27 protein-coding genes are annotated in these 22,788 nt (G+C 61.7%); 8 read left to right on the plus strand and 19 right to left on the minus strand.

Going from position 1 to position 22,788, the window contains the following annotated elements:
• Window positions 1–57: 57 nt before the first annotated feature.
• The 5 genes from AC1RJY_RS07670 to AC1RJY_RS07690 all read right to left on the minus strand — a co-directional run bounded on the left by AC1RJY_RS07670 (window position 58) and on the right by AC1RJY_RS07690 (window position 3,035).
• Window positions 58–672 carry an SRPBCC family protein gene (locus AC1RJY_RS07670; RefSeq protein WP_210065939.1) on the minus strand — a complete coding sequence of 205 codons (615 nt, stop codon included), beginning with the start codon at window positions 670–672 and terminating at the stop codon, window positions 58–60.
• A 113-nt stretch (window positions 673–785) separates the two neighbouring features.
• Window positions 786–1,217 carry a hypothetical protein gene (locus tag AC1RJY_RS07675; protein ID WP_498602034.1) on the minus strand — a complete coding sequence of 144 codons (432 nt, stop codon included), beginning with the start codon at window positions 1,215–1,217 and terminating at the stop codon, window positions 786–788.
• A 403-nt stretch (window positions 1,218–1,620) separates the two neighbouring features.
• Window positions 1,621–1,884: a hypothetical protein gene (locus AC1RJY_RS07680; RefSeq protein WP_498602035.1), complete on the minus strand. Its 264-nt coding sequence runs from the start codon at window positions 1,882–1,884 to the stop codon at window positions 1,621–1,623.
• Window positions 1,881–2,039 (minus strand): hypothetical protein, encoded by a 159-nt coding sequence (locus AC1RJY_RS07685; protein WP_167532113.1) that lies wholly within the window; start codon window positions 2,037–2,039, stop codon window positions 1,881–1,883. Before AC1RJY_RS07685 ends, AC1RJY_RS07680 begins: the two co-directional genes overlap by 4 nt.
• Before the next feature lie 231 nt (window positions 2,040–2,270).
• Window positions 2,271–3,035: an IclR family transcriptional regulator gene (locus AC1RJY_RS07690; protein WP_011776092.1), complete on the minus strand. Its 765-nt coding sequence runs from the start codon at window positions 3,033–3,035 to the stop codon at window positions 2,271–2,273.
• A 252-nt stretch (window positions 3,036–3,287) separates the two neighbouring features.
• Between AC1RJY_RS07690 and AC1RJY_RS07695 the strand changes: the two genes are divergently transcribed.
• From AC1RJY_RS07695 to AC1RJY_RS07710, 4 genes are all read left to right on the plus strand, one after another.
• Entirely contained in the window at window positions 3,288–4,505 is a 1,218-nt protein-coding gene (locus tag AC1RJY_RS07695) for a CaiB/BaiF CoA transferase family protein (RefSeq protein ID WP_498602036.1), read from the plus strand.
• Window positions 4,502–5,320 (plus strand): enoyl-CoA hydratase/isomerase family protein, encoded by an 819-nt coding sequence (locus AC1RJY_RS07700; RefSeq protein ID WP_498602037.1) that lies wholly within the window; start codon window positions 4,502–4,504, stop codon window positions 5,318–5,320. Before AC1RJY_RS07695 ends, AC1RJY_RS07700 begins: the two co-directional genes overlap by 4 nt.
• A gap of 101 nt (window positions 5,321–5,421) precedes the next feature.
• Window positions 5,422–6,003 carry a dTMP kinase gene (locus tag AC1RJY_RS07705; protein ID WP_498602038.1) on the plus strand — a complete coding sequence of 194 codons (582 nt, stop codon included), beginning with the start codon at window positions 5,422–5,424 and terminating at the stop codon, window positions 6,001–6,003.
• 94 nt (window positions 6,004–6,097) lie between these two features.
• Complete coding sequence (locus tag AC1RJY_RS07710) at window positions 6,098–6,553, plus strand: hypothetical protein (RefSeq protein ID WP_498602039.1); 456 nt, start codon at window positions 6,098–6,100, stop codon at window positions 6,551–6,553.
• 19 nt (window positions 6,554–6,572) lie between these two features.
• On the opposite strand, the gene AC1RJY_RS07715 is transcribed toward AC1RJY_RS07710, so the two are convergent.
• On the minus strand, window positions 6,573–7,334 hold the full coding sequence (locus tag AC1RJY_RS07715) for an NUDIX hydrolase (protein WP_498602040.1): 762 nt from the start codon (window positions 7,332–7,334) through the stop codon (window positions 6,573–6,575).
• Between the two features lie 77 nt (window positions 7,335–7,411).
• On the opposite strand from AC1RJY_RS07715, the gene AC1RJY_RS07720 reads away from it, so the two are divergent.
• The 4 genes from AC1RJY_RS07720 (at window position 7,412) to ggt (ending at window position 12,430) form a co-directional block, all read left to right on the plus strand.
• Window positions 7,412–8,431, plus strand: a complete 1,020-nt coding sequence (locus tag AC1RJY_RS07720; RefSeq protein ID WP_498602041.1) for an SPFH domain-containing protein — start codon at window positions 7,412–7,414, stop codon at window positions 8,429–8,431.
• Between the two features lie 9 nt (window positions 8,432–8,440).
• Window positions 8,441–9,343, plus strand: coding sequence for a diacylglycerol kinase catalytic domain-containing protein (locus AC1RJY_RS07725; protein ID WP_498602042.1), 903 nt, complete (start codon window positions 8,441–8,443; stop codon window positions 9,341–9,343).
• Between the two features lie 193 nt (window positions 9,344–9,536).
• Entirely contained in the window at window positions 9,537–10,481 is a 945-nt protein-coding gene (locus AC1RJY_RS07730; protein WP_498602043.1) for a hypothetical protein, read from the plus strand.
• Between the two features lie 107 nt (window positions 10,482–10,588).
• A complete protein-coding gene (ggt, locus tag AC1RJY_RS07735; protein ID WP_210065924.1) occupies window positions 10,589–12,430 on the plus strand; it encodes a gamma-glutamyltransferase in 1,842 nt (613 codons plus the stop codon).
• A 132-nt stretch (window positions 12,431–12,562) separates the two neighbouring features.
• On the opposite strand, the gene AC1RJY_RS07740 is transcribed toward ggt, so the two are convergent.
• The 13 genes from AC1RJY_RS07740 to mpaB form a co-directional block, all read right to left on the minus strand.
• Entirely contained in the window at window positions 12,563–12,748 is a 186-nt protein-coding gene (locus AC1RJY_RS07740) for a hypothetical protein (protein ID WP_498602044.1), read from the minus strand.
• 31 nt (window positions 12,749–12,779) lie between these two features.
• The gene (locus AC1RJY_RS07745) at window positions 12,780–13,478 is read right to left on the minus strand and encodes a hypothetical protein (RefSeq protein WP_498602045.1); all 699 of its coding nucleotides are present in this window, start codon (window positions 13,476–13,478) and stop codon (window positions 12,780–12,782) included.
• Entirely contained in the window at window positions 13,479–14,204 is a 726-nt protein-coding gene (locus AC1RJY_RS07750) for a hypothetical protein (RefSeq protein WP_498602046.1), read from the minus strand.
• 20 nt (window positions 14,205–14,224) lie between these two features.
• Entirely contained in the window at window positions 14,225–14,935 is a 711-nt protein-coding gene (locus tag AC1RJY_RS07755; protein ID WP_498602047.1) for an ABC transporter ATP-binding protein, read from the minus strand.
• Entirely contained in the window at window positions 14,932–16,623 is a 1,692-nt protein-coding gene (gene mpaP / locus AC1RJY_RS07760; protein WP_498602048.1) for a daptide biosynthesis intramembrane metalloprotease, read from the minus strand. Before mpaP ends, AC1RJY_RS07755 begins: the two co-directional genes overlap by 4 nt.
• A complete protein-coding gene (locus tag AC1RJY_RS07765; protein WP_498602049.1) occupies window positions 16,620–17,852 on the minus strand; it encodes a YcaO-like family protein in 1,233 nt (410 codons plus the stop codon). Before AC1RJY_RS07765 ends, mpaP begins: the two co-directional genes overlap by 4 nt.
• Window positions 17,849–18,664 carry a daptide-type RiPP biosynthesis methyltransferase gene (gene mpaM, locus AC1RJY_RS07770; protein WP_011776108.1) on the minus strand — a complete coding sequence of 272 codons (816 nt, stop codon included), beginning with the start codon at window positions 18,662–18,664 and terminating at the stop codon, window positions 17,849–17,851. The genes AC1RJY_RS07765 and mpaM overlap by 4 nt, the downstream gene beginning before the upstream one ends.
• An 84-nt stretch (window positions 18,665–18,748) precedes the next feature.
• Window positions 18,749–18,886, minus strand: coding sequence for a daptide-type RiPP (locus AC1RJY_RS07775; RefSeq protein WP_159101474.1), 138 nt, complete (start codon window positions 18,884–18,886; stop codon window positions 18,749–18,751).
• 46 nt (window positions 18,887–18,932) lie between these two features.
• Window positions 18,933–19,058 carry a daptide-type RiPP gene (locus tag AC1RJY_RS07780; protein WP_272941661.1) on the minus strand — a complete coding sequence of 42 codons (126 nt, stop codon included), beginning with the start codon at window positions 19,056–19,058 and terminating at the stop codon, window positions 18,933–18,935.
• Between the two features lie 48 nt (window positions 19,059–19,106).
• Complete coding sequence (locus AC1RJY_RS07785; RefSeq protein ID WP_014922770.1) at window positions 19,107–19,250, minus strand: daptide-type RiPP; 144 nt, start codon at window positions 19,248–19,250, stop codon at window positions 19,107–19,109.
• Window positions 19,247–20,470 carry a daptide-type RiPP biosynthesis dehydogenase gene (gene mpaC, locus AC1RJY_RS07790; protein WP_498602050.1) on the minus strand — a complete coding sequence of 408 codons (1,224 nt, stop codon included), beginning with the start codon at window positions 20,468–20,470 and terminating at the stop codon, window positions 19,247–19,249. Before mpaC ends, AC1RJY_RS07785 begins: the two co-directional genes overlap by 4 nt.
• The gene (gene mpaD, locus AC1RJY_RS07795) at window positions 20,467–21,453 is read right to left on the minus strand and encodes a daptide-type RiPP biosynthesis aminotransferase (protein ID WP_498602177.1); all 987 of its coding nucleotides are present in this window, start codon (window positions 21,451–21,453) and stop codon (window positions 20,467–20,469) included. The genes mpaC and mpaD overlap by 4 nt, the downstream gene beginning before the upstream one ends.
• Before the next feature lie 303 nt (window positions 21,454–21,756).
• Window positions 21,757–22,779, minus strand: coding sequence for a daptide biosynthesis RiPP recognition protein (gene mpaB / locus AC1RJY_RS07800; RefSeq protein WP_498602051.1), 1,023 nt, complete (start codon window positions 22,777–22,779; stop codon window positions 21,757–21,759).
• Between the last annotated feature and the right edge of the window lie 9 nt (window positions 22,780–22,788).

A 22,788-nucleotide genomic window follows, 5' to 3' on the forward strand; every position in this document is an offset into this window, starting at 1 on the left:
TACTTCTATAACCAGTTTGAGCCAGTCCGGAGCCTGGCGCCAGAGCTGGAGCCCTTACTAGAGACCAGGAGTGCGCGGCTGCGGCGGCTCGGCAGGACCCTCGTTGGACGCGGGCGCTGAGACGTCGGCCGCGGGCGCTGAGAGATCCGGATCGACTGGCGGGAACTCGGCTGTCGCCACTCCCCCGTTTCCGAAGGGTTCGCCCGTGTCATCAACATCTCCACCGGACACCGTGCCACGCCAGGCACCTGTTTCATGCCCCTGGGCTTCGATGAACTTCTTGAACTTGTCCAAGTCGGCACCAACACGCAGGCTGTCCACTCCAAGGGCGGAGCCCGCCTTTTCCGCGAGGCCATCCGGCTCCCAGACGATCTCCACGTTGACCCGGGTGCTGCCTGCGTCGAGGGGCTCGAAGCTCACCGTCCCCCCGTTGCGGGGACCGTCCACGCTGGCCCAGCTGACCAAGGAATCGGGGACCTGCTCAATGATCTGGGCGTTGTATTCGCGCTTCACGCCGCCCACGTTGGTTGAGAAGTGAAGGCCCGTTTCATCGATCTGCTCTACGGCCTCCACCCCGTTCATGAATTGAGGGAAGGTCTCGAACTGCGTCCACTGGTTGTAGGCAACAGATACAGGTACATCCACTTCGATTGACTTATTGACCGTAGCCATAGGTTGCTCCTTCGATCGTGTCTCGGGTGCTTACGCGGTACTGCTTGTGGCGCGCCAGCCAGCTGGCTGCTTAACCAGTGGCGCGCCTGTCTAAAGCGCGCCAGCCAAAGCTCTTAGCCGGCGTCGAAACTTTCATCGTCATCGTCGTTGGGAGACTCTTCTTGTGGCAGGTCGTTGCCGCTGCCGTCCGGCAATTCATCATCGTTGCCGTCGGGCTGGGTGGACTGCTCGGCCAAGTACTGCTCGTCGGTTCCGCCGAAACGGCCCGCGCCTGGTTCGCCGGAGCTGTCCGAATCCTCAGGATCCAGGTGGCTGAGGTTCGGCGCGCCGGTGCCTTCTCCGAGGGAGGCTTCCTCGATGTCTTCTTCCACGCGGGGCTGGGCCTGCCCTCCGCCGGCTTCCTGCTCTGCCGTAGGAGTGCCGTAGCCTCCCACTTCCTCTTCCGGTGTGGCATTTTGCTTGTCCATGAGACCTGTCCTTTCCAAAGCGGTGAACGTGTTTATGGAACTCTTCGAACCTATAAGTGCAGCTGGTGGCATGTCCATGCCCTGACGAAATTAGTCAGTAATCTTAGCGATTTGAGAGTGAAAGCGTTACTGTTCAGCCCCTAAAATCATCGACTCACGATGGTTGTGGAATTTCGCAACCACCCTGGGGATCCAATCCTGTGTAATTCAATGGCCCCGCGACAATATTCAGGGCGATGGTGGCAAACTGCGAGCACTGCGCGGGCGGAGCCGTGAAGTAACCCCGCTGACCCGCTGCCACGGCCCCAATAATGAGCCACACCACCACGAACAGCCCGATAAGAGAACCGATCCGCATCACTACCCCAATCGCTGAACTGACATCCCCAGCTATTAGTAAGCATACTGACAAACCTGCCGAAGACCAAAGAAACGCGGCCACGACCGGGATTTCTCCCTGCCGCAGCCGCGTCTCCCCGAATCAATCCGTAGGGTTTGTTTCGGTTGTCAGACCACGGTTGTCCGCGGTCTTTTCGTCCTTCTCTTCGGCCGGCCCGGGCGGGTTGGCTGATTCGCTGGGACCAGCGTCGACGGCGTCTTCCGGACTTTCCGACGACGAATCACCCACTGATACCTGGCTGCTCGATTCCGGCGCCCCGGGGTCCCTGGGAATGGGATGTCCCGGGGTGGTTGTTCCATCGCGAACTTGCGCGAAACCGGCAACCTCGCTCGGATCAGTGGTCATGCGCGCGACCGACCACGACCCACTACCCAACCAATAAGGGCCAGCACCAACAGGATGATTCCCACCCACAGGAGGAAACTGAGGGCTTGGTTGAATCCGCCGACGAGGAGCAAGATGATCGCGATAACACCGGCGATTATTAAGAGTGTATTCATTGAGCTACGCATCCCTTCAATAACGGTTGTCTATTCAGGAAGGCGTCCGCTGGTACTCCATTTCTGAAGCGCCACCCATGCCAACGGGCACCGATCGGAGAATTACTCCTCCATATCGCTTACGTACCCCCACGGAAATGCGTTCAAACAGAACTCATGCCCGGGAGAGGCACGTACATAGCATCATGATAGGCGTGCACTGCCCCGCGGCGAAGGAGTTCGACAGGAAACTTAGTACGCTTTTGTCGAGAACGCTCCAAGGGCCCGGCTGATCTCCAAGGCAGTTCCTGCCGCAGCCTCGCCATATTCCTGATACTTGGCGGGCACAATTCTGCTCGATGGCCCGGAGATGGAGATGGAGCCTGCAGCGACCCCGCCGGAACCCAACAGAGGCACGCCGATCGAGGTGATCCCCGTACTCAGCCCCTGCTCATTGATGGAATATCCGCGGGCCCGGGTGTCCGCGATCATCACGCGAAGCTGGGCAGCGTCCACCACGGTCTGCGGCGTCAAGGCTTCAAGCTGGCCGGCCAGATACTCATCCACAAAGGCGTCGTCGGCTGCCGAAAGGTACGCGATTCCCGTGGAGGAGGCGTGCATGGGGAGCCTTGACCCCAGGGGCAGGAACGCCCGGAGGACATGCGGGGTGTCCAGGCGTTCGATGATCAGCATGTAGCCGCGGTCCGGCACTGCCAGGTGCACGGTCTCGGTGGTGTCCAACTGCAGCGCGTTCAGTGGACCCATGGCGGCATCACGGATAACCGAACCACTGCTTCCGCGGCTGGCAACGGCAAAGGCGTGGTTGGTCAGGACCCACTTCCCGGCCTGAGCCTCGGACTGCGCAACCCACCCCAGCTCGCCAAGCGTCCGGAGCATGCGCAGCACCGTCGCCTTGGGCACATCCACTTCACGGCTCAGCTCGGAAAGGCCGGCCGGCTGATTGTCCGAGACCGCTTCCAGGACCCGAATTGCCGTGACCACGCTCTGAGTACTCATCCACACTCCCGCTTGACCGAGTTCTTTCCGTGCCCTACATTACAGGCGACTTCCCAAAATGAACCAACGGTTCATCCAGTGAACCGATGCAGCTTGATTGGAGAAAGTGCCCATGTTCGCAGCGGATGCCGGCGTTGGCGTGTGGATGGCTGCAATGACCATCGACACGGTGGTGGTCAGGCGGCTCGTCCTTGTTGGCGCCCTGGTGCTTCCGTCCAGTCTCTTAGAACCCTTCATCGATAGGACAACACAGTGCTCAAACCACTCCGCGGAATCACCGTGATCGACCTCAGCCGTGCCCTTGCCGGCCCTTACTGCACCGCCCTCCTGGCCGATATGGGTGCCAGGATCATCAAGGTGGAAAGCATCAACGGGGGTGACACCGCCCGCCAATGGCCTCCGTTCCAGGACGGTCACAGCCTCTACTTTGACTCCGTCAACCGCAATAAAGTCTCGGTGTGCATCGACTTCTACTCGGCGGAGGGGCGTGGCATCCTCGCCGGCCTGATCGCTGACGCGGACGTCCTGGTGGAGAACTTCAAGCCCGGCACCCTGGAAAAGATGGGGTTCACTCCAGCACGGCTGGAGGAACTCAACCCGGGACTCGTGGTTGGATCCGTCACCGGCTTCGGCAACACCGGTCCGCTCAAGGACGACGCCGGACTGGACCAGGTGATCCAAGGAATGTCCGGGCTGATGTCCGTCACTGGGCCCGGACCCGGCTCGGCCTATCGCGTGGGGGTGCCAATCGTGGACATCACCTCGGGAATGATTTGCGCGTTCGGAATCGTCTCCTCGCTTCTGGGGGCCCGAAACGGCGAGCGCCCCAGCCGGGTGTCCACTTCCCTTCTTGAGACCGCGCTGAACCTTTCAGCCTTCCAGGGACAAAAAGCCCTGAGCCTCAGAGAAGCACCTACGCCGCAGGGCAACAATCACCCCGTCATTGCCCCATATGGCATGTTCGCCACGGCCACGGAGCCCATCAACATCGCGGTGGGAAGCGACAAGCAATGGCGGGCGTTCTGCGACTTGCTCGGCATTCCCGCAGCCGTCGAGGACCCCCGGTTCATCACCGGAGCGGACCGTTCGGCCAATAGGGACCCGCTGTCAGAGCTCATTGAAAGTACTCTCAGCGCCAAGTCCGCCGCCGACTGGGTTCCCCTCATCAGCCACGCCGGAATCCCCTGCGGCCCTATCTATGACTACACTCAGGCCCTCGCCTCGGAACAGGTTGGCGCTTTGGGACTCGTGCAGCGCCGCCAACGCGCGGATGGGTCCGAGCTCCCCCTGCTCCGCGGCCCACTCAGTTTGGACGGCGAGGCCAGCGAAATCCTTTCGCCGCCTCCGCTGCTGGGCGAGCACACCGCCCAAGTACTGATGGAACGCGGAATGACGCACGACGACGTCACCCGGCTTGAGCGCGAGGGTCGTGTTGTGTGCGGGTCGGCAAAGATTGGAGCAACGCGATGAGCACCGTTTCCGAAGTAGCGCGTCCCCGGACCGGCCGAATCTCTGTCGCGATCGCTGACGGCGTGGCCAGTGTGGAGATTTCCAACCTGGCGCAGAGAAACGCTCTGACCAAGGACATGTGCCTGGAGATCCAGGAACTGATGCCTCAACTGGACGCCGATCCGGACGTTGCGGTGGTTTTGCTGCGCGGCGCCGGAGATACGTTCTGCGCCGGGGCGTCCATCAGTGAACTGGCCTCGGTGCTGCTGGATCCCCAGCCGGACGGTTCCACGGCGGATCACCTCAGCAGGGCAGATTCGGCCATCGCAGCCCTGTCGAAGCCCGCCGTTGCCCTGGTGGATGGCGCCTGCATGGGCGGCGGGTGGCAGATCGCGTCGGCTTGCGACTTCATCATCGCCAACGAGCGTGCCGTCATAGGGCTCACCCCGGCCAAGATCGGCATCATCTACCCACGGCCCGGCCTCGAACGGCTGGTCCGGTTAGTGGGACATGCCAACGCGAAGTACATCCTGCTCACCGGACAGACGTTCAGCGCTCCTGAAGCTCGAGCGCTCGGGCTGGTTGCCGACGTCGTGCCTTCCGAATCCTTTGAGGAGAAGTGCGCAGCGCTTGTCCGTTCCCTGCGGAGCCGCTCCCGGTTCTCCATGCACTCCATGAAGCGGCTGGTGGACTTGACGGACAGTGTGCCTGCGGCCGGCATTGATCAGGAATGGGCGGCAGCTTGGTCGGCGATGCCCGACAGCCCGGACATGGGGATCGGCATCAGCGCATTCCTGAACCGCGAGCAGCCCCGGTTCATGTGGCGGCCTGCATAGTGAGCAGCCCCTGAGCTGTGATCCGCGCCTCATCCGGCACAACTGAGGCCCTCCCCGCGTTGTACAGGGAACGAGTTGTACAGAAGACGAAGGGAGGGCTCATGCTCATTGTTCTGACGGGAATTGACGGCTCAGGAAAAACGACGGCGGCCCGCGCCTTGGTCGATTCAGCTCAGGCTGAGGGACGAAGCGCCCTGCTGCTCAGTAATCACGCTGCACGCCGAAGGATGTCGCTCCTATCGGCGCGGTATGGGTGGAAGGTGCCGCCACGCGTCGCGGACTTCATCGAAACCGGCGTTCGCGTGTTCAACGTGCTGGTGAACCACGCGCGCGCCCGGCAATTCGACGGCCTGGTGGTCATGGACCGCCACCTCCATTGCCAGCTGGCCTTACGCCAGGCCAACGGATTGCGTCGCGGCCGGCTGCTGCCATGGCTGCTGGAGAAACTCCCGGCTGCTGACCTGCACGTCCACTTCGACGCGGATCCCACCATCGCCCATGAGCGGGTTATGGCGCGTGGGACGGACCAAGAGACAGTTGCCGATCTGAGGGCATTCAGGGACGCATACCGTTCACTGCCTGAATATGAAGACTTTGCCGTGGTGGACGCCAGCGGCGAACCTGGCGACGTCCAGGCCCAGCTGAACCGTGTGATCACTGGTAAGGAACCACTCCACGCCTAGCCCAAGCGGCTCGCAGCGCGGCCGGTTGACTTGCAGCATCTCTTTTGCAGGGTAGGCTCGCGCAGATGAGCCGGCTTGCGAAGGAACATCTTCAGTGATTTCAGAGGCTAGGATCAGCCGCGGATCCCAGAAAGTCATTTCAAGCGTTGTGGGCGTGGCCTGCTTCTTCATCATTGCGACTGCTATTCCCAGCGGCGTCCTGCTAATCAGCCTGGCGCTGGCTGTTCTTATGCTCCTTTTGACAGCGCTGGTGCTGCGTATGACCGTGAGCATCGAATCCACAGAACGCACCTTGGTATTCAGATGCCGGCCGTTCTACTCCCGGACGGTCCCACTGAAGGACATCGTCGATGCCTCCCCCGCCCCATCCAGCTCCCTGACCGAGGGCTTTGGCATTTGCTACTTGGGCCGGAAAACATGGGGGCTGCTGGTCGGCGGACCAGCCATCGTCATCGAAACGCCCAACCGCACGTGGATCATCTCGACCCCGAACCCCGAGTCCACAGCCGCAGCCATCCTCGCCCACGCCGGCAAACTGAGGGACAGGTAGTTGGGTACATAGCGGCCGGTCAATCCCGCGGGCGCATTAGCGGAGGGTTGAGTACGGCGCGGGTTGGCTGGCCCGGCGTCGGACGTGCCTCGGAGGCGAGCCTGAACAGCGCAGCCGGCCGTCCGGCGTCGCCCGTTGTCATTCGGCCGGTGTCTTCAAGAAATCCAGGCGTCCCCGTGGCTTTTCTGTGGAAGTTCCGCGGGTCCAGGCGTGTGCCCCACACAGCCTCGTAGACGGAGCGGAGCTGGGCGATGGTGAACTCCTCGCCGCAGAACGCCGCGCCCAGGGGCGAGTATTCAAGCTTCGACTTTGCCCGCTCCAAGGCGTCGGCGAGGATCCGCGCGTGGTCGAAGGCCAGATCAAGCTTCCCATCGAGGACATCACGAACCAGGTACCACGCAGCCTGCTCAGCGTCACTACCGGCCGACAACACCGGGAAGTCCGGCGCCAGCAGCAGATGAGCCACGGTCAGGACGTCGCCACGAGGGTCGCGCCCCTTCGGGCCGTAGCTCCCCAATTGCTCCAGGTGACCCGGAAGATGTTCGACGCCGGTCTCCTCCGCGAGCTCCCGACCAGCCGCTTCGAGGAGGTCCTCGCCCGCGAGCACGAAGCCACCCGGTAGAGCGAGCTTGCCGCGGAAGGGCTCAATAAGGCGGGTGATGAGGAGGACGTTCAACTCGCCGTCGCGGACCGTCAGGGCAACGACGTCGACTGTCACGGGGAAGCGCTCAGGCGCCGGATGGGATTCAGGCATGAAGCAATCGTAGGAAATTATCGTCATCTTGACAATAAAGCTGGATCCACTCTAGTGTTTGATTATCGTCAAGTTGACGATAATCAAATGAAAGAGAGAACATCATGGCCAACATCAAGCGCTACCCCTGGATCAGCCACTTCCTTGGCAGTCCCACCGGTTACGTCGTCCACCTCCAGAAGGGGACGGTCAGGCACCAAGGAGTTGGCCAGGCATTCTGGTTCCGCCCCGCGAACTCGGTACTGAGCGAGGTCCCCGTAGATGACCAGGAACTGCCCACGCTCTTCCACGCCATCACCCGCGACCACCAGGACGTGAGTGTTCAGGCCAACGTGACCTACCGGTTCATCGATCCCGTGGCCGTCTCCATGCGCCTCGACTTCGGCTTGCAAACTGCGGGCAAGGCGCCGGCAACCGGACGTGAGCAGGTGTCCACCATCATCGGCCAGCTGTGCCAAAGCCACGCGATCGACCAGATCGCCACCACCACACTCGCCGAGGCGCTGGAACGCGGAGTAAGCCAACTGCGTCTCGTCCTTACCGAAGCACTGCGAGCCGACGCCAGGCTTCAGTCCACTGGCATCGAAATCCTCGGCGTGCAGGTCCTCGCAGTTCGTCCTGAATCCGACGTCGAGCGCGCCCTCCAGACTCCGGTACGTGAGCAGCTCCAAGCCGAAGCGGACCGGGCTGTGTACGAGAGGCGGGCAGTCGCCGTCGAACGTGAACGCACCATCTCCGAGAACGAAATGGCGAGCCAAATCGAACTGGCCGTACGCCGCGAAAATCTGGTGGCCCAAGAAGGCGCAAACGCCCGGCGCGCTGCTGAAGAGAAAGCAGCCGCGGGACTCATTGAGGCCCAGGGTTCAGCTGAACGAAAGGGTATTGGCGCCGCCGCCGAAGCCAATCAGATCCGACTGGTCGGCGAAGCAGCTGCAGCCCGCGAAGCCGCAACCATGGAGGTCTACCGCGGCATGGAACAGGCCACACTCCTGGCGTTGGCACTCAAGGATGCAGCCGGCAGCCTCCCGAACATCGGGAACCTCACCATCACTCCGGACCTGCTCAGCGGAGCACTTGCCGGACTGTTCAAGGAACCCGCCGCTACTGTAGAACCCACCAAGTAAGGACCGGTCATGGCAACCCCGCGCATCGTCATCGTCCACCGACGAACAGAACTCCAGGAACTTCTGGACCGGCACGCCACCCGTGGCCAGGCCGAGTTCTTCCTCCGTACGCGTGGCCGCAACATCCAGGACGTGCAGGATCGGCACGATCAGCTCACCTCCGCTCTCGCAACCATCAGGGCGGCAGTACCCTCCGATTGGCGCCAGGCAGAAGTAGAACGGGCGGACCTGAGCCGCTTCCTGCTCACGGCCGAGGACATCATCGCCGTGGTGGGGCAGGACGGACTCGTGGCGAATGTTGCCAAGTACCTGAATGGCCAGCCGGTGATCGGCATCGATCCTGAGCCAGGCGCAAACCCGGGCGTACTGGTCCGGCACACGCCCGCAGCGGCCGCCGCCTTGCTGGGTGCCGGCGACCTTGGGCGGCTCCGCTGCCAAAATCTCACCACCGTGACGGCAACGCTCGACGACGGTCAGCAGCTTTCGGCGCTCAACGAAGTTTTCGTCGGGCACGCCTCGCACCAATCGGCGAAGTACTCCATCGCAGCGCCGGGTTTCACGGTTCCGGGCGGGCAAACAGAGCGGCAGTCGTCGTCGGGCCTCATCGTCTCCACAGGGACCGGCGCCACCGGCTGGTGCGCCTCCATTGCTTTGGAACGTGGAGGGCGGGCACTGCCTGGACCCACCGATCCGCGGCTCGCATGGTTTGTCCGCGAAGCCTGGCCCTCCCCGGTCACCGGCGCCTCGTTGACCGAAGGTGTCCTGGAAGCAGGCGAAGTCCTTCGGATTACCGTGGCTTCCGATCAACTGGTGGTGTTCGGCGACGGCATGGAAGATGACCGGCTGACGGCATCGTGGGGGCAGGAGATCACGGTGCAGTTGGGGCAGCGGCCGCTGAAGCTGGTTGTTTGATCTTCACCTGTGCAGCCACCACCCACTTTGATGGTGGATTCGAGCCAACACGCCGTTTTTAGGCCATCCCCCTGGGCCGGATCGCTCAAAGTTAGTGATGACGGCCCGCCTTGCAGCAGCAACGTCCCGCAGGTTATTCCATTCGGCGCAGTATTCTAGGGCTTCATACCCCTGCCGTACCCTAGGAGCTTCCGTGAGCCATGCCGAGATAGCTACCGAGCGGACTGACGAGTCAGAGAAGCGTCCACGCGGTGCCGCGAGCAGTGCGGCCCTGGGGTTATTGATTGGCATCCTTGCCGCAGCGTTGGGCCTCGTCCCTTGGTGGATTTCCGGTGCCCGGTTGCCTCTGCAGAACCTCTGGGCAACGCAGGTCATGCCGGGCCAGATGCCCTTGGCACTCCTGCCCCTGAGCCAATATGAGGTGCTCACCCTTGTCGCTCTCCTGACAACGGGCGGCGCAGCAGCGGGGCTTGCGATACGTGTCTGGTCCCCCGTTCGACGCCGACTCGTCACGTGGTGCGCGATAGTTGGCCTGCTCTTGGTCCAAGTAGCTGCCACCGTGCAGTCATTCGAACTCCTCGGCCAAGGGTTGATGCGCGGGACCCTGGCGCAGTATTACCGTGCGGGTCTGATGGCCGGCGTCATTTGCTCCATCCTCGCCGCGGTCGTCGCTCTTCTGCTGATCGCTTCGAAGTCAACAGTGGCAACAACCATTGGGGGCGGACTTATGGCGGTCCCCTTCACATCCTGGGCCGTTGAATGGGTGGTTGGCGTTGTTGGGCACACGAATGTACCCATCGCGGTCCCTTCCATTGCCCACTGGCTTCCAGCGATTGTTGTGGGTTGCGCCCTGGCTTGGTGCGGTGTGAAGCCCCTTGGCCGCTTGGCTGTTTGGGTGCTAAACCTCGCTTTCCTGTGGGTAATCCCCGCTGTCTTTACAGCCGTCCAGTCAGTTCTTGGGACCCGGGTGATAGCTGGGGATATCCCTGAAATGGTGCTGATGGGCAGGGAAGTGCTCACGGCAGCCCTGGGTCCCGACGGCGGAGCCGTACCCACTGTGTTGTTGGCCCTGGCTCTTGGGCTGGCAGGCGTAGGCATTCGAGTCATCGCTGCGCGGCGGGTCCACAGCACCACCTGATTGCCGATTCTGCTTCAAGAATCAACCGTTGTTCCTCGCCAAACCGCGAGATAGGGTGACCGGACCGTCCACCCACATCATCGTCTGGAACAACTCTGGGAGACACCATGACACATGTGAGACGTCAATTGGCTGCGGTCACGGCAGCCTTGGCACTAACCGCGACGAGCGGCGCGATGGCCAGTCCGGCCTTCGCCGATCCCCGCGAAACAGACAAGAAAGCCACGGCCACAGGCTACGGCGGCGCCGTGAGCACCGTTGATCCCGAAGCTTCTGCAGCCGCCATCGACGTATTGAGGAAAGGCGGCAACGCAGCCGACGCAGCCGTCGCTGCAGCAGCAACCTTGGGCGTCACCGAACCCTATAGCGCCGGCATCGGTGGCGGCGGTTACTTCGTTTTCTACGACGCCAAGACGCAGCAGGTAGGGACCATTGACGGACGTGAAACCGCACCAGCGGGCATCACACAGGATGCCTTTATCAACCCCGCGGACCCCGAGGGAAAGCCCTACCGTTTCACGCCGGAACTCGTCACCAGCGGCGTTTCCGTGGGAGTGCCCGGCACGCCCGCAACCTGGGAGCGGGCCCTGGAGCGTTGGGGAACCATGAATCTCCGTGAAACCCTCAAGCCTGCCATCAAGGTGGCTGACAAGGGATTCGTGGTGGACGAGACGTTCAGACAGCAAACCTTGGACAACGAGGTCCGATTCGATGCGTTTACCTCTACCCGTGACCTGTTCCTTCCCGGCGGCGACGCCCCCGCCGTCGGAAGTGTGTTCAAGAACCCCGAACTGGCCGACACCTACAGGCAACTGGCTAAGGAGGGGACTGATGCCTTCTACGGCGGCCCGCTCGCCGAGGAAATCGTCAAGACTGTACAGGCTCCGCCGAAAACCGCCACAACCGAGCTCCCCGTCCCCGTTGGCTCCATGACGGTGCAGGACCTGGCCAACTACAAGGTGCTGGACCAGGCCCCTACCAAGGTGGAGTACCGCGGCTACGACGTATACGGCATGGCACCTTCCAGCAGTGGCGGCACCACGGTGGGTGAGTCGCTGAACATCCTGGAGAATTACGATCTCAAAGGCATGAAACCTGTCGATGCCCTGCACCATTACATCGAGGCCAGCTCGCTTGCCTTCGCAGATCGTGGCGCCTATGTAGGCGATCCCGCTTTCGTGAATGTCCCCACCCAGACGTTGCTCAACCCCGTGTTCGCCAAGGAACGCTCCTGCGAGATCAGTCCGACGACCGCGGCAACCAAGCCGGTGGCCCCCGGTGACCTGAAAACGTTCGACGGCGCGTGCCCGGCTGCCGTGGCACCGCTCGCCAAAGACACGGATACAGAGAACATCTCAACCACGAACCTGACTGTGGCAGATAAGTGGGGCAACGTGGTTGAGTACACGCTCACGATCGAGCAGACCGGCGGTTCGGGAATCGTTGTTCCGGGTCGAGGCTTCCTGCTCAACAACGAACTGACCGACTTCAGCACGGTCTATGACCCGAAAGATCCGAACCGGATCGAACCGAACAAGCGGCCAAGGTCCTCGATGTCGCCGACCATTATTTTGAAAGATGAGAAGCCGTTCCTGGCCCTGGGCTCTCCAGGGGGTTCGACCATCATCACTACCGTGCTGCAGACCATCCTGAACCGCGTCGACTTGGGCATGACTGTTTCCGAGGCTTTGGCTGCCCCGCGGGCTGCACCCCGGAATGGCGCGACCATCAGCTCCGAGCCTGCGTTTATTGACGCTTACGGTCCGGCGTTGGAGTCCTTGGGGCATGATCTGGTTCCGGCTGGTGACGCCTTCACTTCTGCTGCCGAGATCGGAGCGGCTACCGCCATCGAGTTCAACCCGGACGGATCGCTGACCGCAGCCGCCGAGCCGGATCGGCGTGGTGGAGGTTCGGCGATGGTGGTGAAGCCAGCCAAGCCCGGCAGGTAACGCGTAGCTCAAACCTGGCAAACGAAGCCCGCCCCGGAGGCGCCCGATGAGGGTCGCCTCCGGGGCGGGCCTCTGCTGCGAGGCCGGGTCCCTTCGCCACAGGTATGCCGAGCCACAGTTGCTCCGAATTGCTCAAGGTTGGCGGTTGTTCCTGAGCTCCCGACTGAACTTCCAGAACATGACCAAGGATGCAGCGGCCAAGATGATGCCGGAAGCCGTGGACCACCACGTCAGATCTTGATTTGAGATGAAGATTGACACGGCATAGGCACCGAGAACCGATGCCAGAAAGAGCCAAGTCAACGGGATGCGATTCATTGTGTATTCCTTAGTTGAAGTAGATGAAGTGTCACGCCAGATCCCGCTTGAGAAACACCAAGAATGCAACCGCTGTAACTACTAAAAGCCAGCTCACAGCTCCAACGAAAGAACCGAATGCGGCTATGTGGACAGCAAGTTGGTCCGCCCAGTCAGCGGCTAAAACCGGGAAGAAAAACTGCTCGGCATCTCCCAACCACCCGGCCAGGAGTTCCGGAAGTACCAAACTCAGGGGCACCACGAAGAGGCTCACCAGGTGGCTGCGAATAAGGGAACCGATGGCAAAGCCCCATAGCGACCCCATGCAGGCCGTTCCCGCAAACGCAAGGACTGCATGAAAGCTGAATCCCCATGCTCCATCCAGGATTTCTCCGGACAGGCCGAACAGCACACCTATGGTCGCTCCCACCAGAAGGGCCGCCAGGGCAGTGCTGGCGGCCCGGGCAGTGAACGCCGGACCTCGTTGGAAGTGCAGTACCCGGCGTGTGAAGCATCCAGCCCGATAGTCCGAAGTGAATGCAAAGGATCCCACCACTGCGGCTCCTGTGAGCATGAGGGACATGCTTGCCTGCCGAAGAACCTCAATCCCCGGAGATGTTGGGGATTCCAGACCCGCCATGCCAAGGAGTACGGCGATGAGCCCTACCACCAGCAGGGCACCGACGGCTGATCCCAGCCACAACCACGGCCGCCGCAGCTCAGAGAGGAAAGCGGGCACCACGTGAACCATTTAGAACTCCTTACCGCGAAGAAGCCGCACAGCGCACAAGCCCGCTGCGAGGATCCACCCCAGTGATACAAGGAAGGCTGGAAGGGGATCCATTAAGCCCTCGAAGGGCAGTGACGCAATACCCGCCAAAGCGCTGGAGGGAAGCCAGCGTGCTATCTCAGCGGCGCTTGCAAGGAGAGGCAACTCAAGGGCTAGCGGTACCAGCAAGGTGAGTATCGTCGTCGCGTAGTAGTGCCGAATGATCCATCCGAGTGAACAACCCCACAGGGAACCCATAACTGAGGCAAGCACCACGCCAGGCAACGCCTTCCATGACTCGGCAGTCAGCAGTTCGGCCCGCACATCAGAAGGCAGTGAAAACGCTATGCTCACGCCCCAGATTGCGATCCCGCTGATGACCGTGGCAAGTCCGACAATTACTGCGGCCAAGTATTTGGATATCAGCACTTGCTTCAGCCCTGACATCACCACACTTCGCCGAAGGGTCCCGTAATAGGACTCCCGGGTTACCAAATAGCTCCCCGCGAAAGTAGCCACTGGCACAATGCTCGCTGCCAGGGCCCAAAAGACTTGAACGTTGTCCGCCGCCGATACCGCACCGGAATTACCCGGCCAGCCGAGGAAGTTCGCAACAAACCATGGGATCAGTGCGGTGAATGCCAGTACGCCCACGACCGAATATCCGCTGAAGTACCGGAGGAGCTCTGAACGGAGACCACTGGTCAAGGAACGGAGAGCAACTCTATTCACCGGGCACCCTCCAGAATCTTGAAGTACGCGGATTCCAGACTGCCCGCGCCTAGGGCCTTGGCTTCCTCGATGGTGCCTCGAAACAGCACCCTTTGCTTGAGAATCACAACTTCGTCCGCAACCTGCTCCAACTCCATGAGCTGGTGGCTTGAGACGACGACGCTGCCTCCTGATGCGGCGAAGTCCCGGAGGAACCTCCGGAGCCACTGGATGCCCTCGGGGTCCAGTCCGTTGGCGGGTTCGTCAAGGACAAGCATCTCTGGGCTACCCACCAATGCGGAGGCAATTCCCAGGCGTTGCCGCATGCCCAGCGAATAGTCCCGGACCTTCTTGTTTCCTTCGGCTGCGAGATCCACCAGTTCAAGAATCCGCTCCACATTCCCCGGCTCAGCCCCGACGGCGAGCTGGCAGATCTTCAGGTGGCGGCGTCCCGTCAACCCGGGCTCCACGTCCATTCCGTCCAGATTCACACCAACTTTGGTGGCGGGTCTCCGCAGTGACCGGTAGTCAGTGCCAAATACGGTTGCGCGCCCGGACGTTGCTTCCAACAGCCCGGTGAGCCCTGCGAGCGCCGTGCTCTTCCCTGCCCCGTTCGGACCAATCAGGCCCACAACACGTCCGGCCGCAACGTCGAACGTCAGTTCTTCAACCGCGAACCGTGAGCCTCTCCTCTTGCTGAACCCCTCGAAACTGGCGTGGATTGTCATTGGTGCCCTCTCGTGGATTCGGTAGCCTGCCCGGATGGGCCTGGCCACAGCGGCGAATTGATGGCCGCATCCCACAGCCACTCCCCCAAGCTCGTTTCTCGCTGGCTTTTCACTTCGGCGCGCCCGGAGGAAGAAAGGTTGATCCCGGATTCCAGCTGGCTCGGGTAGGCAAGTACTGGCAGGTTGTTGCCGGCCAGCGCAATCGGGGCGATGGTGTCCAGCGGCGCCAGGGAGTTCCACGGCGGCTGGTCACCGAGGGTGGCCTGGCCAAGATTCTCGTGAATGATCATTCCTTGCGATTGCAGAGTGACATGATCGCCGGGTTCGAAAGCCTGGCCTGTGCCTTGAAGAGGCGCCACAATCAGTAGTTGGCCGTCTGCGTAGGTGTAGCCAGCTATGGACGCCGGCCTCACGGGCACCAGCGCAAGGAGTGCTCCGACGGTAATGGCTCCCAGCAGGACTACCAGGATCCGCCTCCACGCCGGGCTTCCATTCCGGCCTGCCGCACGGAAGAACCGGACCACGCTCCTGAGGGCCATCGCCAGCAGGAGGCAAAGGACTCCGAGAACAACAAGGTGCCCTGTGTAACCAAGCTGGAGGAAAACCGGGACGAGTCGTTGGAATCCGATCACCATGAAGGCAATACCTGAAACGAAGCTCGCAAGCCCGAACCAGGGCAGGAGTCCCTGGCTAGGGTCATTGCGCCGGCTGGGGTCAGCGCGCCGGGAACCGAGAACGCGAGAGCTGACAACGTCGGCCAACGCAGCGATCGACTTCTTCCGGAGATGGGGAATGTCCACCGCGGACATCAGTGCTACGTAGCCATCCAATTTGATGAAGGGGAAGAGATTCAGCACCGCCACTGCGTAGCAAATCATCCCGTAGAGGACGGCTGCGTCCTTGATCGGGGACTCCGGAAGAAACGCTTGTACCGTCATGGCAATGCTCCCCAGTGCGACGTGCACCAGAGGACCGGCGAGAGCCACGAGTACCCGCTGCTTCCTGGAACTCAACCGCCACCCGTCGGTCACGTCGCAGAAGAACGCCGGCGACAGATAGAACAGCATGATCCCGATGCGCCGCGGTGTCCCACCAAAGTAGGTCAGCGCCATGCCATGTCCCAGTTCGTGTAGCAGTGTGGACACAAACATCGCCGCCACCACATACAGATAGGCCTCCAAAGGAAGAGGCGTTGCGAGGACACGCCACATACTGGGCCCGGCCATGAACGCACCCACTAAGCCGCTGAGCAGGAGCAACAAAGCCACGACGGCTCCACCAGGCCGAACCATTGCTGTGATTGCCGGGCGGAAAGCCTCAAGCAGTGGTGCCGGATTGAAAAGGGTGAACTGCACTGTCAGGGGTGCCCTGAACTGGACCCGTCGAGCCTGAGCGGGCTGTGCACCGGCGTCGAAAATTCCTGTGTGCGCCAATTGGCGCACAATCCCCTCCACGTCCTCAGGCGTCCAGGCGGGTCCCAGTAGTTGAGCGAGCTGGGCCGGTTGCATGGCACCATCCACGGCGTTCAGAACGCGGGCGACGTCGGACGAGACTCGCGCTTTCGGCACACCATTGACCGCGACTATCCACGGCCCGTTTTCCTGCAGCGGTGCGTCGATGGAAGCCGACGGTGCGAGCTGCACCGGCCACTCGGCAACTCCCTGTGCCGATGTTCCTGGCTTCCTCATATCAGCGGATGCGGGGTGGAGGAGCTGCCCGGCATCACGAATAACTCCTTGGTCTCGTCCATGGTTAAAGGAATGGCCCCCGGGCAGACAGCTTTGCCGGCAACCCAACCCAATTCCCGGATTGCTGCAGGAAGCCTGTGTGTGAGGTTGACCCAGTGGGAGCGGACGTTCCGTCCGGCCAGGTGCTTCACCAGAGCATCGAGATCGGGCTCGGGGTGCTTGCTGGGAAAGTTGGACGGCTGGAAGGATCCAACCCACCGGCGCAACTCAGCGATTGCCGGTGCAGTGGCCCAGAAATGTGCACGGGAGTCGTCATCAGTCACGGTGGCGACAGAAGCGGCGGAGAGCGGACTGGCGGAGGCTGGGTCCGCGGACTGTGCGCGGGTGAGGAAGAGCTCCCGGATTTGCAGCCCTTCCTGAAGCGCTCCCCTGAGGGCGCTTACAGGGTCGGAGGCAGCTTTGAGTCCCACAGCGCCATAGCAAACGGGCCCCTTTTCCTCCGTGATAATGCATACGGCAGTCAGCAGCGGACTCCCGTTGTTCGGAATGAAGGCAAGCATGGGCTCCACGCCGGCAGCCCGCGCAGCAACGAGGAGCAAGCTCAGGCCCCGGGCCTCCGCCCCCTGACGCACCGCGACGGGCATGCTTTTTGCGTCGAACTTTTGCAACGGAATCTTGTGGCGCCAAGCTGCAAGAAAGGCGTCTCGCTCCATGACCTCTGCGATGGCCGAGGTCTGGGCAAAGGCTTCAGAGGGCCCGGACGCCGCACCGTTGGGTGAGGGGTCAAAGAACGCATCCCACGAGTTCGACTCGCCACGGCCGGGGGTGTAGTCCACCACAGGCGCGGGCACTTGCGTGGGTTTCCCCGTGAGCAGGTCAACGGCACGGTACCAAGGGACGTCGCGGGCAAGGGCGGTCACGTGGCCGAGCCCGGCACTGACAAAGTCGATTTGCGTGTCGGCGCTTCCGTTTCGGGCCAGCAGATACTCGGAATCTGCCGGCACGGGAACCAAAGCGAATCGTTCCACCGCTTCGCCCGCCCCTCTTGTCAGGGACGCACGCCTCGAGACGTCGAAGGCCCCTACTGCAGAAGCGATCCGAGTACCGGGCGCGCCATTGCTTAGCTGCCCCACGGTCCGCCACAGGCCCATCTCGTTCGGTACGTAGACTGACGCTTCGGACACCAGTCCCAGGGAAGGATGGAGCGTTCGCACGGGATCTACGCTCATTTGCCGCATACCCACAGCTCCACGTCGTTCAAACCAGGGCTCGGCGACGCTATCCGAACCGGCAAGCGTTCAAGGATGCTGAGACGTTCGGCAGTGATCTCCTCCTCGAGGAGACTGTTGCTCAGAAAGGCGACATCGCTTGCGTATGCGGAGGATCGATAAGTGCCGTCCACGCTGAAACTGACATGGACCATGGTCACGTGACGCGCTCCGTTGACGGGGTCCCGGCTTTCCGCGGTGATGAGGAATGCGTCGTCCCCAAGCGCCGAAATTGCAGTGCCGTCGTTGTTCACTGACGCTTCGTGGCTGTCCGCGTTCAAGACCGTTAGGAGGAAGCGACCGTCCGGCGTCAAGCAGTCGCGCACTCTCCGGAACAATTCACGCCTGCCCGCCGGCTCGAGGAGCGTGATGGAACTGGCGCCGAGAACCACGCAACCGTATCCGCCGTCGACTTCGAAGCGGGACATGTCAGCCTCCATCAGCTCCAACGCCACACCGCGCGGGTTGAAGGCCTTGGTGCCTGCTTTTTTCTTCAGCATGGCGAGCATTTCCGGTGAAGAATCGACGGCGGCCAACGGACGACCCAGGGCAAGGAGAGGCCGGGTGATCCGTCCGGATCCTGCAGCAAGTTCAAGGATGGGGCCCGAAGTTTTGCGCACGGCTGCAAGGATTTCGGGGAGCTCGGTCAAGTCGTTGGCGGTGATCTGGTCGTAGAGGCGGGATCCTGAAGCGCTGTACAGATCCTCTGGCGGATCGACGTGTCCCAGGACCCGAAGGATGGCGTCAGCGGTCTTATCTGGTGCGATGTTCATCAGCTCGTGTTCTCCGGGAGTTGGAATTCGGTCTGGAGCTCACGCGGGTGGTGGCCGAACTTGGCACCACCCGCGTGAACTGGCTTAGGTAGCGGCGAGGCCGACGACGATGCCGGCGATGATGATGACGTCACCAACGCGGATGTACCACGGTGTATCGTCCGGGGTGTCGAGGTTTTCCAGCTCTTCGATGGTCAGCTGAAGGTTCGAGGTTGCGATCATTGACTCCTCCTTTCTCGTTTCTCTGGATGCGGGGGGCATCGGAGCTTTAGGTGATGCTGACGGCGATCAGGCCGATGGCAACTCCTTGGGATACACCGATGAACCAGTTGTTGAAGTCCGGGGTATCCATCGACTCGATCTCCTGGATGGAGATATTGAGCTGATTTTGCATTCGCTTTCACCTCCCCTCAGGGTGTGTCTCGGCTGGTGTGGGACGCGGTCAGGTGATGGCGACTGCGATCCCCACCAACGCCAGTCCTGCCGTGATGCCTTTGATTCGTTCGTCCCAGTCGTCCGGAACGTCCATGGCTTCAAGCTCCTGGATGTTGAGGTCCAGGGCTTTGAGTGCTGTGCTGCTGTTCATGTGCTCACCTCCTCTCCCTTGCCGCTGGTAGATCGCCCGTTGAGGCCTGACAAGACGTGGTTTCCGCCCGCAGCTGCGGTGAGAACGTGCTGAATCTTGGCGGCATCGATGCCGCGAAGCATCGGAAGCGCTGCGCCCCAATTCCGGAGGGTGGCGTCCCTGGTTCGTACCAGCGTTTCCTCGCTGATCGTCTCGAGTCCGGCGATGCCCCATCGACACATCAGCTGGTTGACGCCAAGAGCCGGGCTGGGGTCAAGGTCAGGGACTTCCTGGGTGACCGCGGACCAGAGCTGTTGGAGGCGCTGGCTATTACCCCACGCTGCAGTGCCGTTCTCGATTTCCTCCCAGATAGGACCGATCACGCACGCCGTCGCGGTCATCTTTCGCGCCCCGGACATGTAGGCCAGCTCATTTGCGAGGTACCAGTGCTTCGCCCCGTAGGGATTGCGGCCCATCAGCGACCATCCTGTGTGCGTCTCCATGCTGAGGCGGGCCGCGGTCAGCCGCAGCTCCGGCGCATCGTGCAACGTCAGCCGCTGCCCCAACCGGACGATTCGTTGGATGAGGGAATAGCCGTCGTCGTCGAAGATGCTGTGGCGGCTGCCAACCATGGTCCCTGCCACCCTCAGGAACGCTTCAAGCAGGCCCTCGAAAACCAGGTGTCTGGGCAGGGTGGCGAGGTGTCCGGCGTCGAGCACTGCCACGTCACCGGCCAGGTTCCGCGAGGTAATCAGGCGGCGTCCGACGGCGGTGTCCAGGCACGCTACAGCGCTGACTTCCGCGCCGGTCCCTACGGTGGACGGCATGAGAATGGTCTTGGGACGTTCTTTGGGGTCCGTGATGGGCGGCAACACCAACAGGCCGGAGCGTTTGGCATGGCGTTCAGCGAAAATTGCCAGGCTAGGGTCTGCGGTGAAAAGACCGGCGAGCTTCACCGCGTCCAGAACTGACCCACCGCCCAGCCCTGCGACGGTCTGCAGCCCGTTTTCGCGGATGAAGCTGCCCACCTTTCGCAGGGTTTCCACCGTGACGGGTGCTGCGGTCAGTTCCAGGACCGGCGCTCCTTTGAGGTCGCTGTCCAGGAGATTGTCGCGGTGTTCTTTGAGTGCGCCGTCCACCACCACGCCCGTTCGGCCACGAGTGAGGTTGCCGAGGTACTTGGGTGCCGTCCCGTCGTCGACGATGACGCAGCGGGTTCTCAACGCGTGATCGGCGATCATTCGAAAACTCCGTCGCATTCGGCGGTGGCCAAGCCTGTTTCTATTGCGGTGCGCAGTTCCTCAAAGTTCTCGTCGGTGTAAATGAGTGCTGGCAGGAGCTGGATCCCTCCCGGCCCTGGTTGCACTATGGCCCCGGCTTGATGGATGCTCCGGACCACCGCCAAAACTCCGTTTGATCCGAGTGGAACGCCGTTCTTGGAGAGGAGCTTCAGGCCCCGCATGCAGCCGCGACCCGAGGAGTTACCTACGCCGGGGGTGCCTTGAAGTTCTTCTATGAGCTTGTTGAGGCCTGACGCCACCTGCTTGGTCAGGATCTTGTGGTCCAATCGCTTCATCTCGGCGATGGTGCTGAGAATGGCGGCACACGTTGCCGGAGTTCCGGCTTGGGTTTCTCCGTGAACAAAGACGGACTCGGTTGCGTCAAAAAGTTGCGTCACCCGTTGGGCTATCAGGAGGGCGGCGCATGCACTGGTGCCGTTGGTCAGGCCCTTGGACGTGACAATCACATCCGGCTGTTGCGCCCATTCATCTGACGCGAACCAGCCATTTACCCTGCCGAAGCCGGTGGCAACCTCGTCCGCGATGATGAGGAAGCCGTGGTGGTCCCTGTGCTTGATGACCTCTTCGATGAAGGCCGCCGGGACCGATTCCGCGCCTGAACCCAGAACGGGTTCCATGATGACCGCAGCGATCCTGTGGCCTTCCCTTTGCATGAGCCGGGCCAGTTCCGCACCGTCGTCGTCGAATCTGATGTGGCGGATGCTCCGCTGATCCACGCCGTACACGGCTTGTCCGAGGTCATCGCCGCTGAGGGCTTGGCTTCCATACGTCAGCCCGTGATAGCTACCGCTCAGTCCGACGATGAGCTTCCGCTCTGGCTGCCCGTTCAGGACGAAGTAGTGGCGCGCGAGCTTCATTACTGCGTCGTTGGCGGCTCCGCCGGAGGTGGAGAAGACGACTCGCTGGAAGTCGTGTGCAGGCAGGCTTCAAGAGTGCTCTTGAAGCCTCGATCGCTTTGCGGTGGGACGTGCGGAAGAGCGGAAGATAGGAGGCCGCGTTGAGTTCCCTGGCAATGGACTCCGCTATCTGGCGGTTACCGTACCCAAGGTTGGTGTTCCAGAGACCGCTTTTCGCGCAGATTCGTTGCCCGCCATCGGCGAAGGTGACATGAACGCCTTCAGCGCTGACAGCCGTGTAGCTATCCTCGTTGAAGTCGTGCTGGGTAACTAGCGGAACCCAGAGAGGAAGCTGTGTTCTGGGGGTGGGGAGAACAGGAACTCCGGTCATCAGCGTGCGCCCATGATGTCGATACCGAGTTGCTCAAAGTGCGTGACGACCGCTCTGGCAGCGCCCTCGGCTACGCCTGCTGAAACCTTGATCGCAGGTGCCACCATCGTGGCAGCCCCCTTGATATCCCTCAGGTTGGAGACGGCCTCGATGATGGCCGCAGCATCCGTACCGATCTTGAATAACCGGCCTGTCTTCGTGTCCAAAAGGGTGTGTTCGGCTCCCGATTTGAGGATGAAAGGAGCACTTGCTGACGGCAGACCATCGTTGAGGGCTGCGCCGCAAAGGCTGACGCCGAAACCCACCAGCTGCGTGTTGGCCCGATCTTCTCTGGGAATAAACTTCCAAGCATCCAGCGCGGCAAGGTAACGCGGGATCCAAGGTTTGGTCGCGAGGGAGTCACTACTGTCCCCGGGGTAGTAGACCGCGGCCACAGCGGACTCGGGCCTGAGAGGGACGGCCCGGACTCGTAAGTCAGGCAGTGAGTCCCCTATTTTGCCAATCTTGGTTCCGTAGGGCCCGGTCCTGATGTAACCGTCCCAGGTGATGTGGAGCCGTGTCAGGAGAAGATTGCGATTCCCGGCCCCACTCAACAGTCCACGTTCGGCCAGCACGGCGTTGACTTCGGTGAGCTGCTGCACAAAGTTGCCACTGCGGAGGGCTTCATCAGCGTCATCGAAAAATGCCTGCCAGTCTTCCTCAGTGGTCATCCTGACCACCGTCACGCCGACCAGGTTCACGAAGGGGATGGCTATATAGTCCTGGATCTCCAAGGCGAGTTTTCCGTCCACCAGGAGCTCTTCCCCGGCAGCGTCAAACGACCCCGAGACCGGGACGATGTCCCCATCCGCTTTGTCCCCGTTCAAGACCAGGATCGTCGAGCCTTCGCCGGCAAGCGTCTTCGCGTACTCGGTGTGCTCTGGATTCTCAACGAAAATAGCGTGGCCCGGGATCCGTCCCGGAATGCCGGTGATCCACTGATCCACAGCGGCGGCAATGTTCTGTTGCTGACTCAGCTTCAATTCCCCAAC

The organism is Arthrobacter sp. GW822-FHT05G07, assembly GCF_058799755.1.

What these genes read in the sequence shown, in the direction of transcription:
- AC1RJY_RS07745 (WP_498602045.1), bottom strand. Translation starts at nt 13,478, where the DNA reads ATGGTTCACGTGGTGCCCGCTTTCCTCTCTGAGCTGCGGCGGCCGTGG.
- AC1RJY_RS07670 (WP_210065939.1), bottom strand. Translation starts at nt 672, where the DNA reads ATGGCTACGGTCAATAAGTCAATCGAAGTGGATGTACCTGTATCTGTT.
- AC1RJY_RS07740 (WP_498602044.1), bottom strand. Translation starts at nt 12,748, where the DNA reads ATGAATCGCATCCCGTTGACTTGGCTCTTTCTGGCATCGGTTCTCGGT.
- AC1RJY_RS07680 (WP_498602035.1), bottom strand. Translation starts at nt 1,884, where the DNA reads ATGACCACTGATCCGAGCGAGGTTGCCGGTTTCGCGCAAGTTCGCGAT.
- AC1RJY_RS07690 (WP_011776092.1), bottom strand. Translation starts at nt 3,035, where the DNA reads ATGAGTACTCAGAGCGTGGTCACGGCAATTCGGGTCCTGGAAGCGGTC.
- AC1RJY_RS07725 (WP_498602042.1), top strand. Translation starts at nt 8,441, where the DNA reads ATGGCAACCCCGCGCATCGTCATCGTCCACCGACGAACAGAACTCCAG.
- AC1RJY_RS07675 (WP_498602034.1), bottom strand. Translation starts at nt 1,217, where the DNA reads ATGGACATGCCACCAGCTGCACTTATAGGTTCGAAGAGTTCCATAAAC.
- AC1RJY_RS07755 (WP_498602047.1), bottom strand. Translation starts at nt 14,935, where the DNA reads ATGACAATCCACGCCAGTTTCGAGGGGTTCAGCAAGAGGAGAGGCTCA.
- mpaP (WP_498602048.1), bottom strand. Translation starts at nt 16,623, where the DNA reads ATGAGGAAGCCAGGAACATCGGCACAGGGAGTTGCCGAGTGGCCGGTG.
- AC1RJY_RS07785 (WP_014922770.1), bottom strand. Translation starts at nt 19,250, where the DNA reads ATGAACAGCAGCACAGCACTCAAAGCCCTGGACCTCAACATCCAGGAG.
- AC1RJY_RS07705 (WP_498602038.1), top strand. Translation starts at nt 5,422, where the DNA reads ATGCTCATTGTTCTGACGGGAATTGACGGCTCAGGAAAAACGACGGCG.
- mpaM (WP_011776108.1), bottom strand. Translation starts at nt 18,664, where the DNA reads ATGAACATCGCACCAGATAAGACCGCTGACGCCATCCTTCGGGTCCTG.
- mpaC (WP_498602050.1), bottom strand. Translation starts at nt 20,470, where the DNA reads ATGATCGCCGATCACGCGTTGAGAACCCGCTGCGTCATCGTCGACGAC.
- AC1RJY_RS07775 (WP_159101474.1), bottom strand. Translation starts at nt 18,886, where the DNA reads ATGATCGCAACCTCGAACCTTCAGCTGACCATCGAAGAGCTGGAAAAC.
- ggt (WP_210065924.1), top strand. Translation starts at nt 10,589, where the DNA reads ATGACACATGTGAGACGTCAATTGGCTGCGGTCACGGCAGCCTTGGCA.
- AC1RJY_RS07700 (WP_498602037.1), top strand. Translation starts at nt 4,502, where the DNA reads ATGAGCACCGTTTCCGAAGTAGCGCGTCCCCGGACCGGCCGAATCTCT.
- AC1RJY_RS07715 (WP_498602040.1), bottom strand. Translation starts at nt 7,334, where the DNA reads ATGACGATAATTTCCTACGATTGCTTCATGCCTGAATCCCATCCGGCG.
- AC1RJY_RS07780 (WP_272941661.1), bottom strand. Translation starts at nt 19,058, where the DNA reads ATGCAAAATCAGCTCAATATCTCCATCCAGGAGATCGAGTCGATGGAT.
- AC1RJY_RS07720 (WP_498602041.1), top strand. Translation starts at nt 7,412, where the DNA reads ATGGCCAACATCAAGCGCTACCCCTGGATCAGCCACTTCCTTGGCAGT.
- AC1RJY_RS07765 (WP_498602049.1), bottom strand. Translation starts at nt 17,852, where the DNA reads ATGAGCGTAGATCCCGTGCGAACGCTCCATCCTTCCCTGGGACTGGTG.
- AC1RJY_RS07685 (WP_167532113.1), bottom strand. Translation starts at nt 2,039, where the DNA reads ATGAATACACTCTTAATAATCGCCGGTGTTATCGCGATCATCTTGCTC.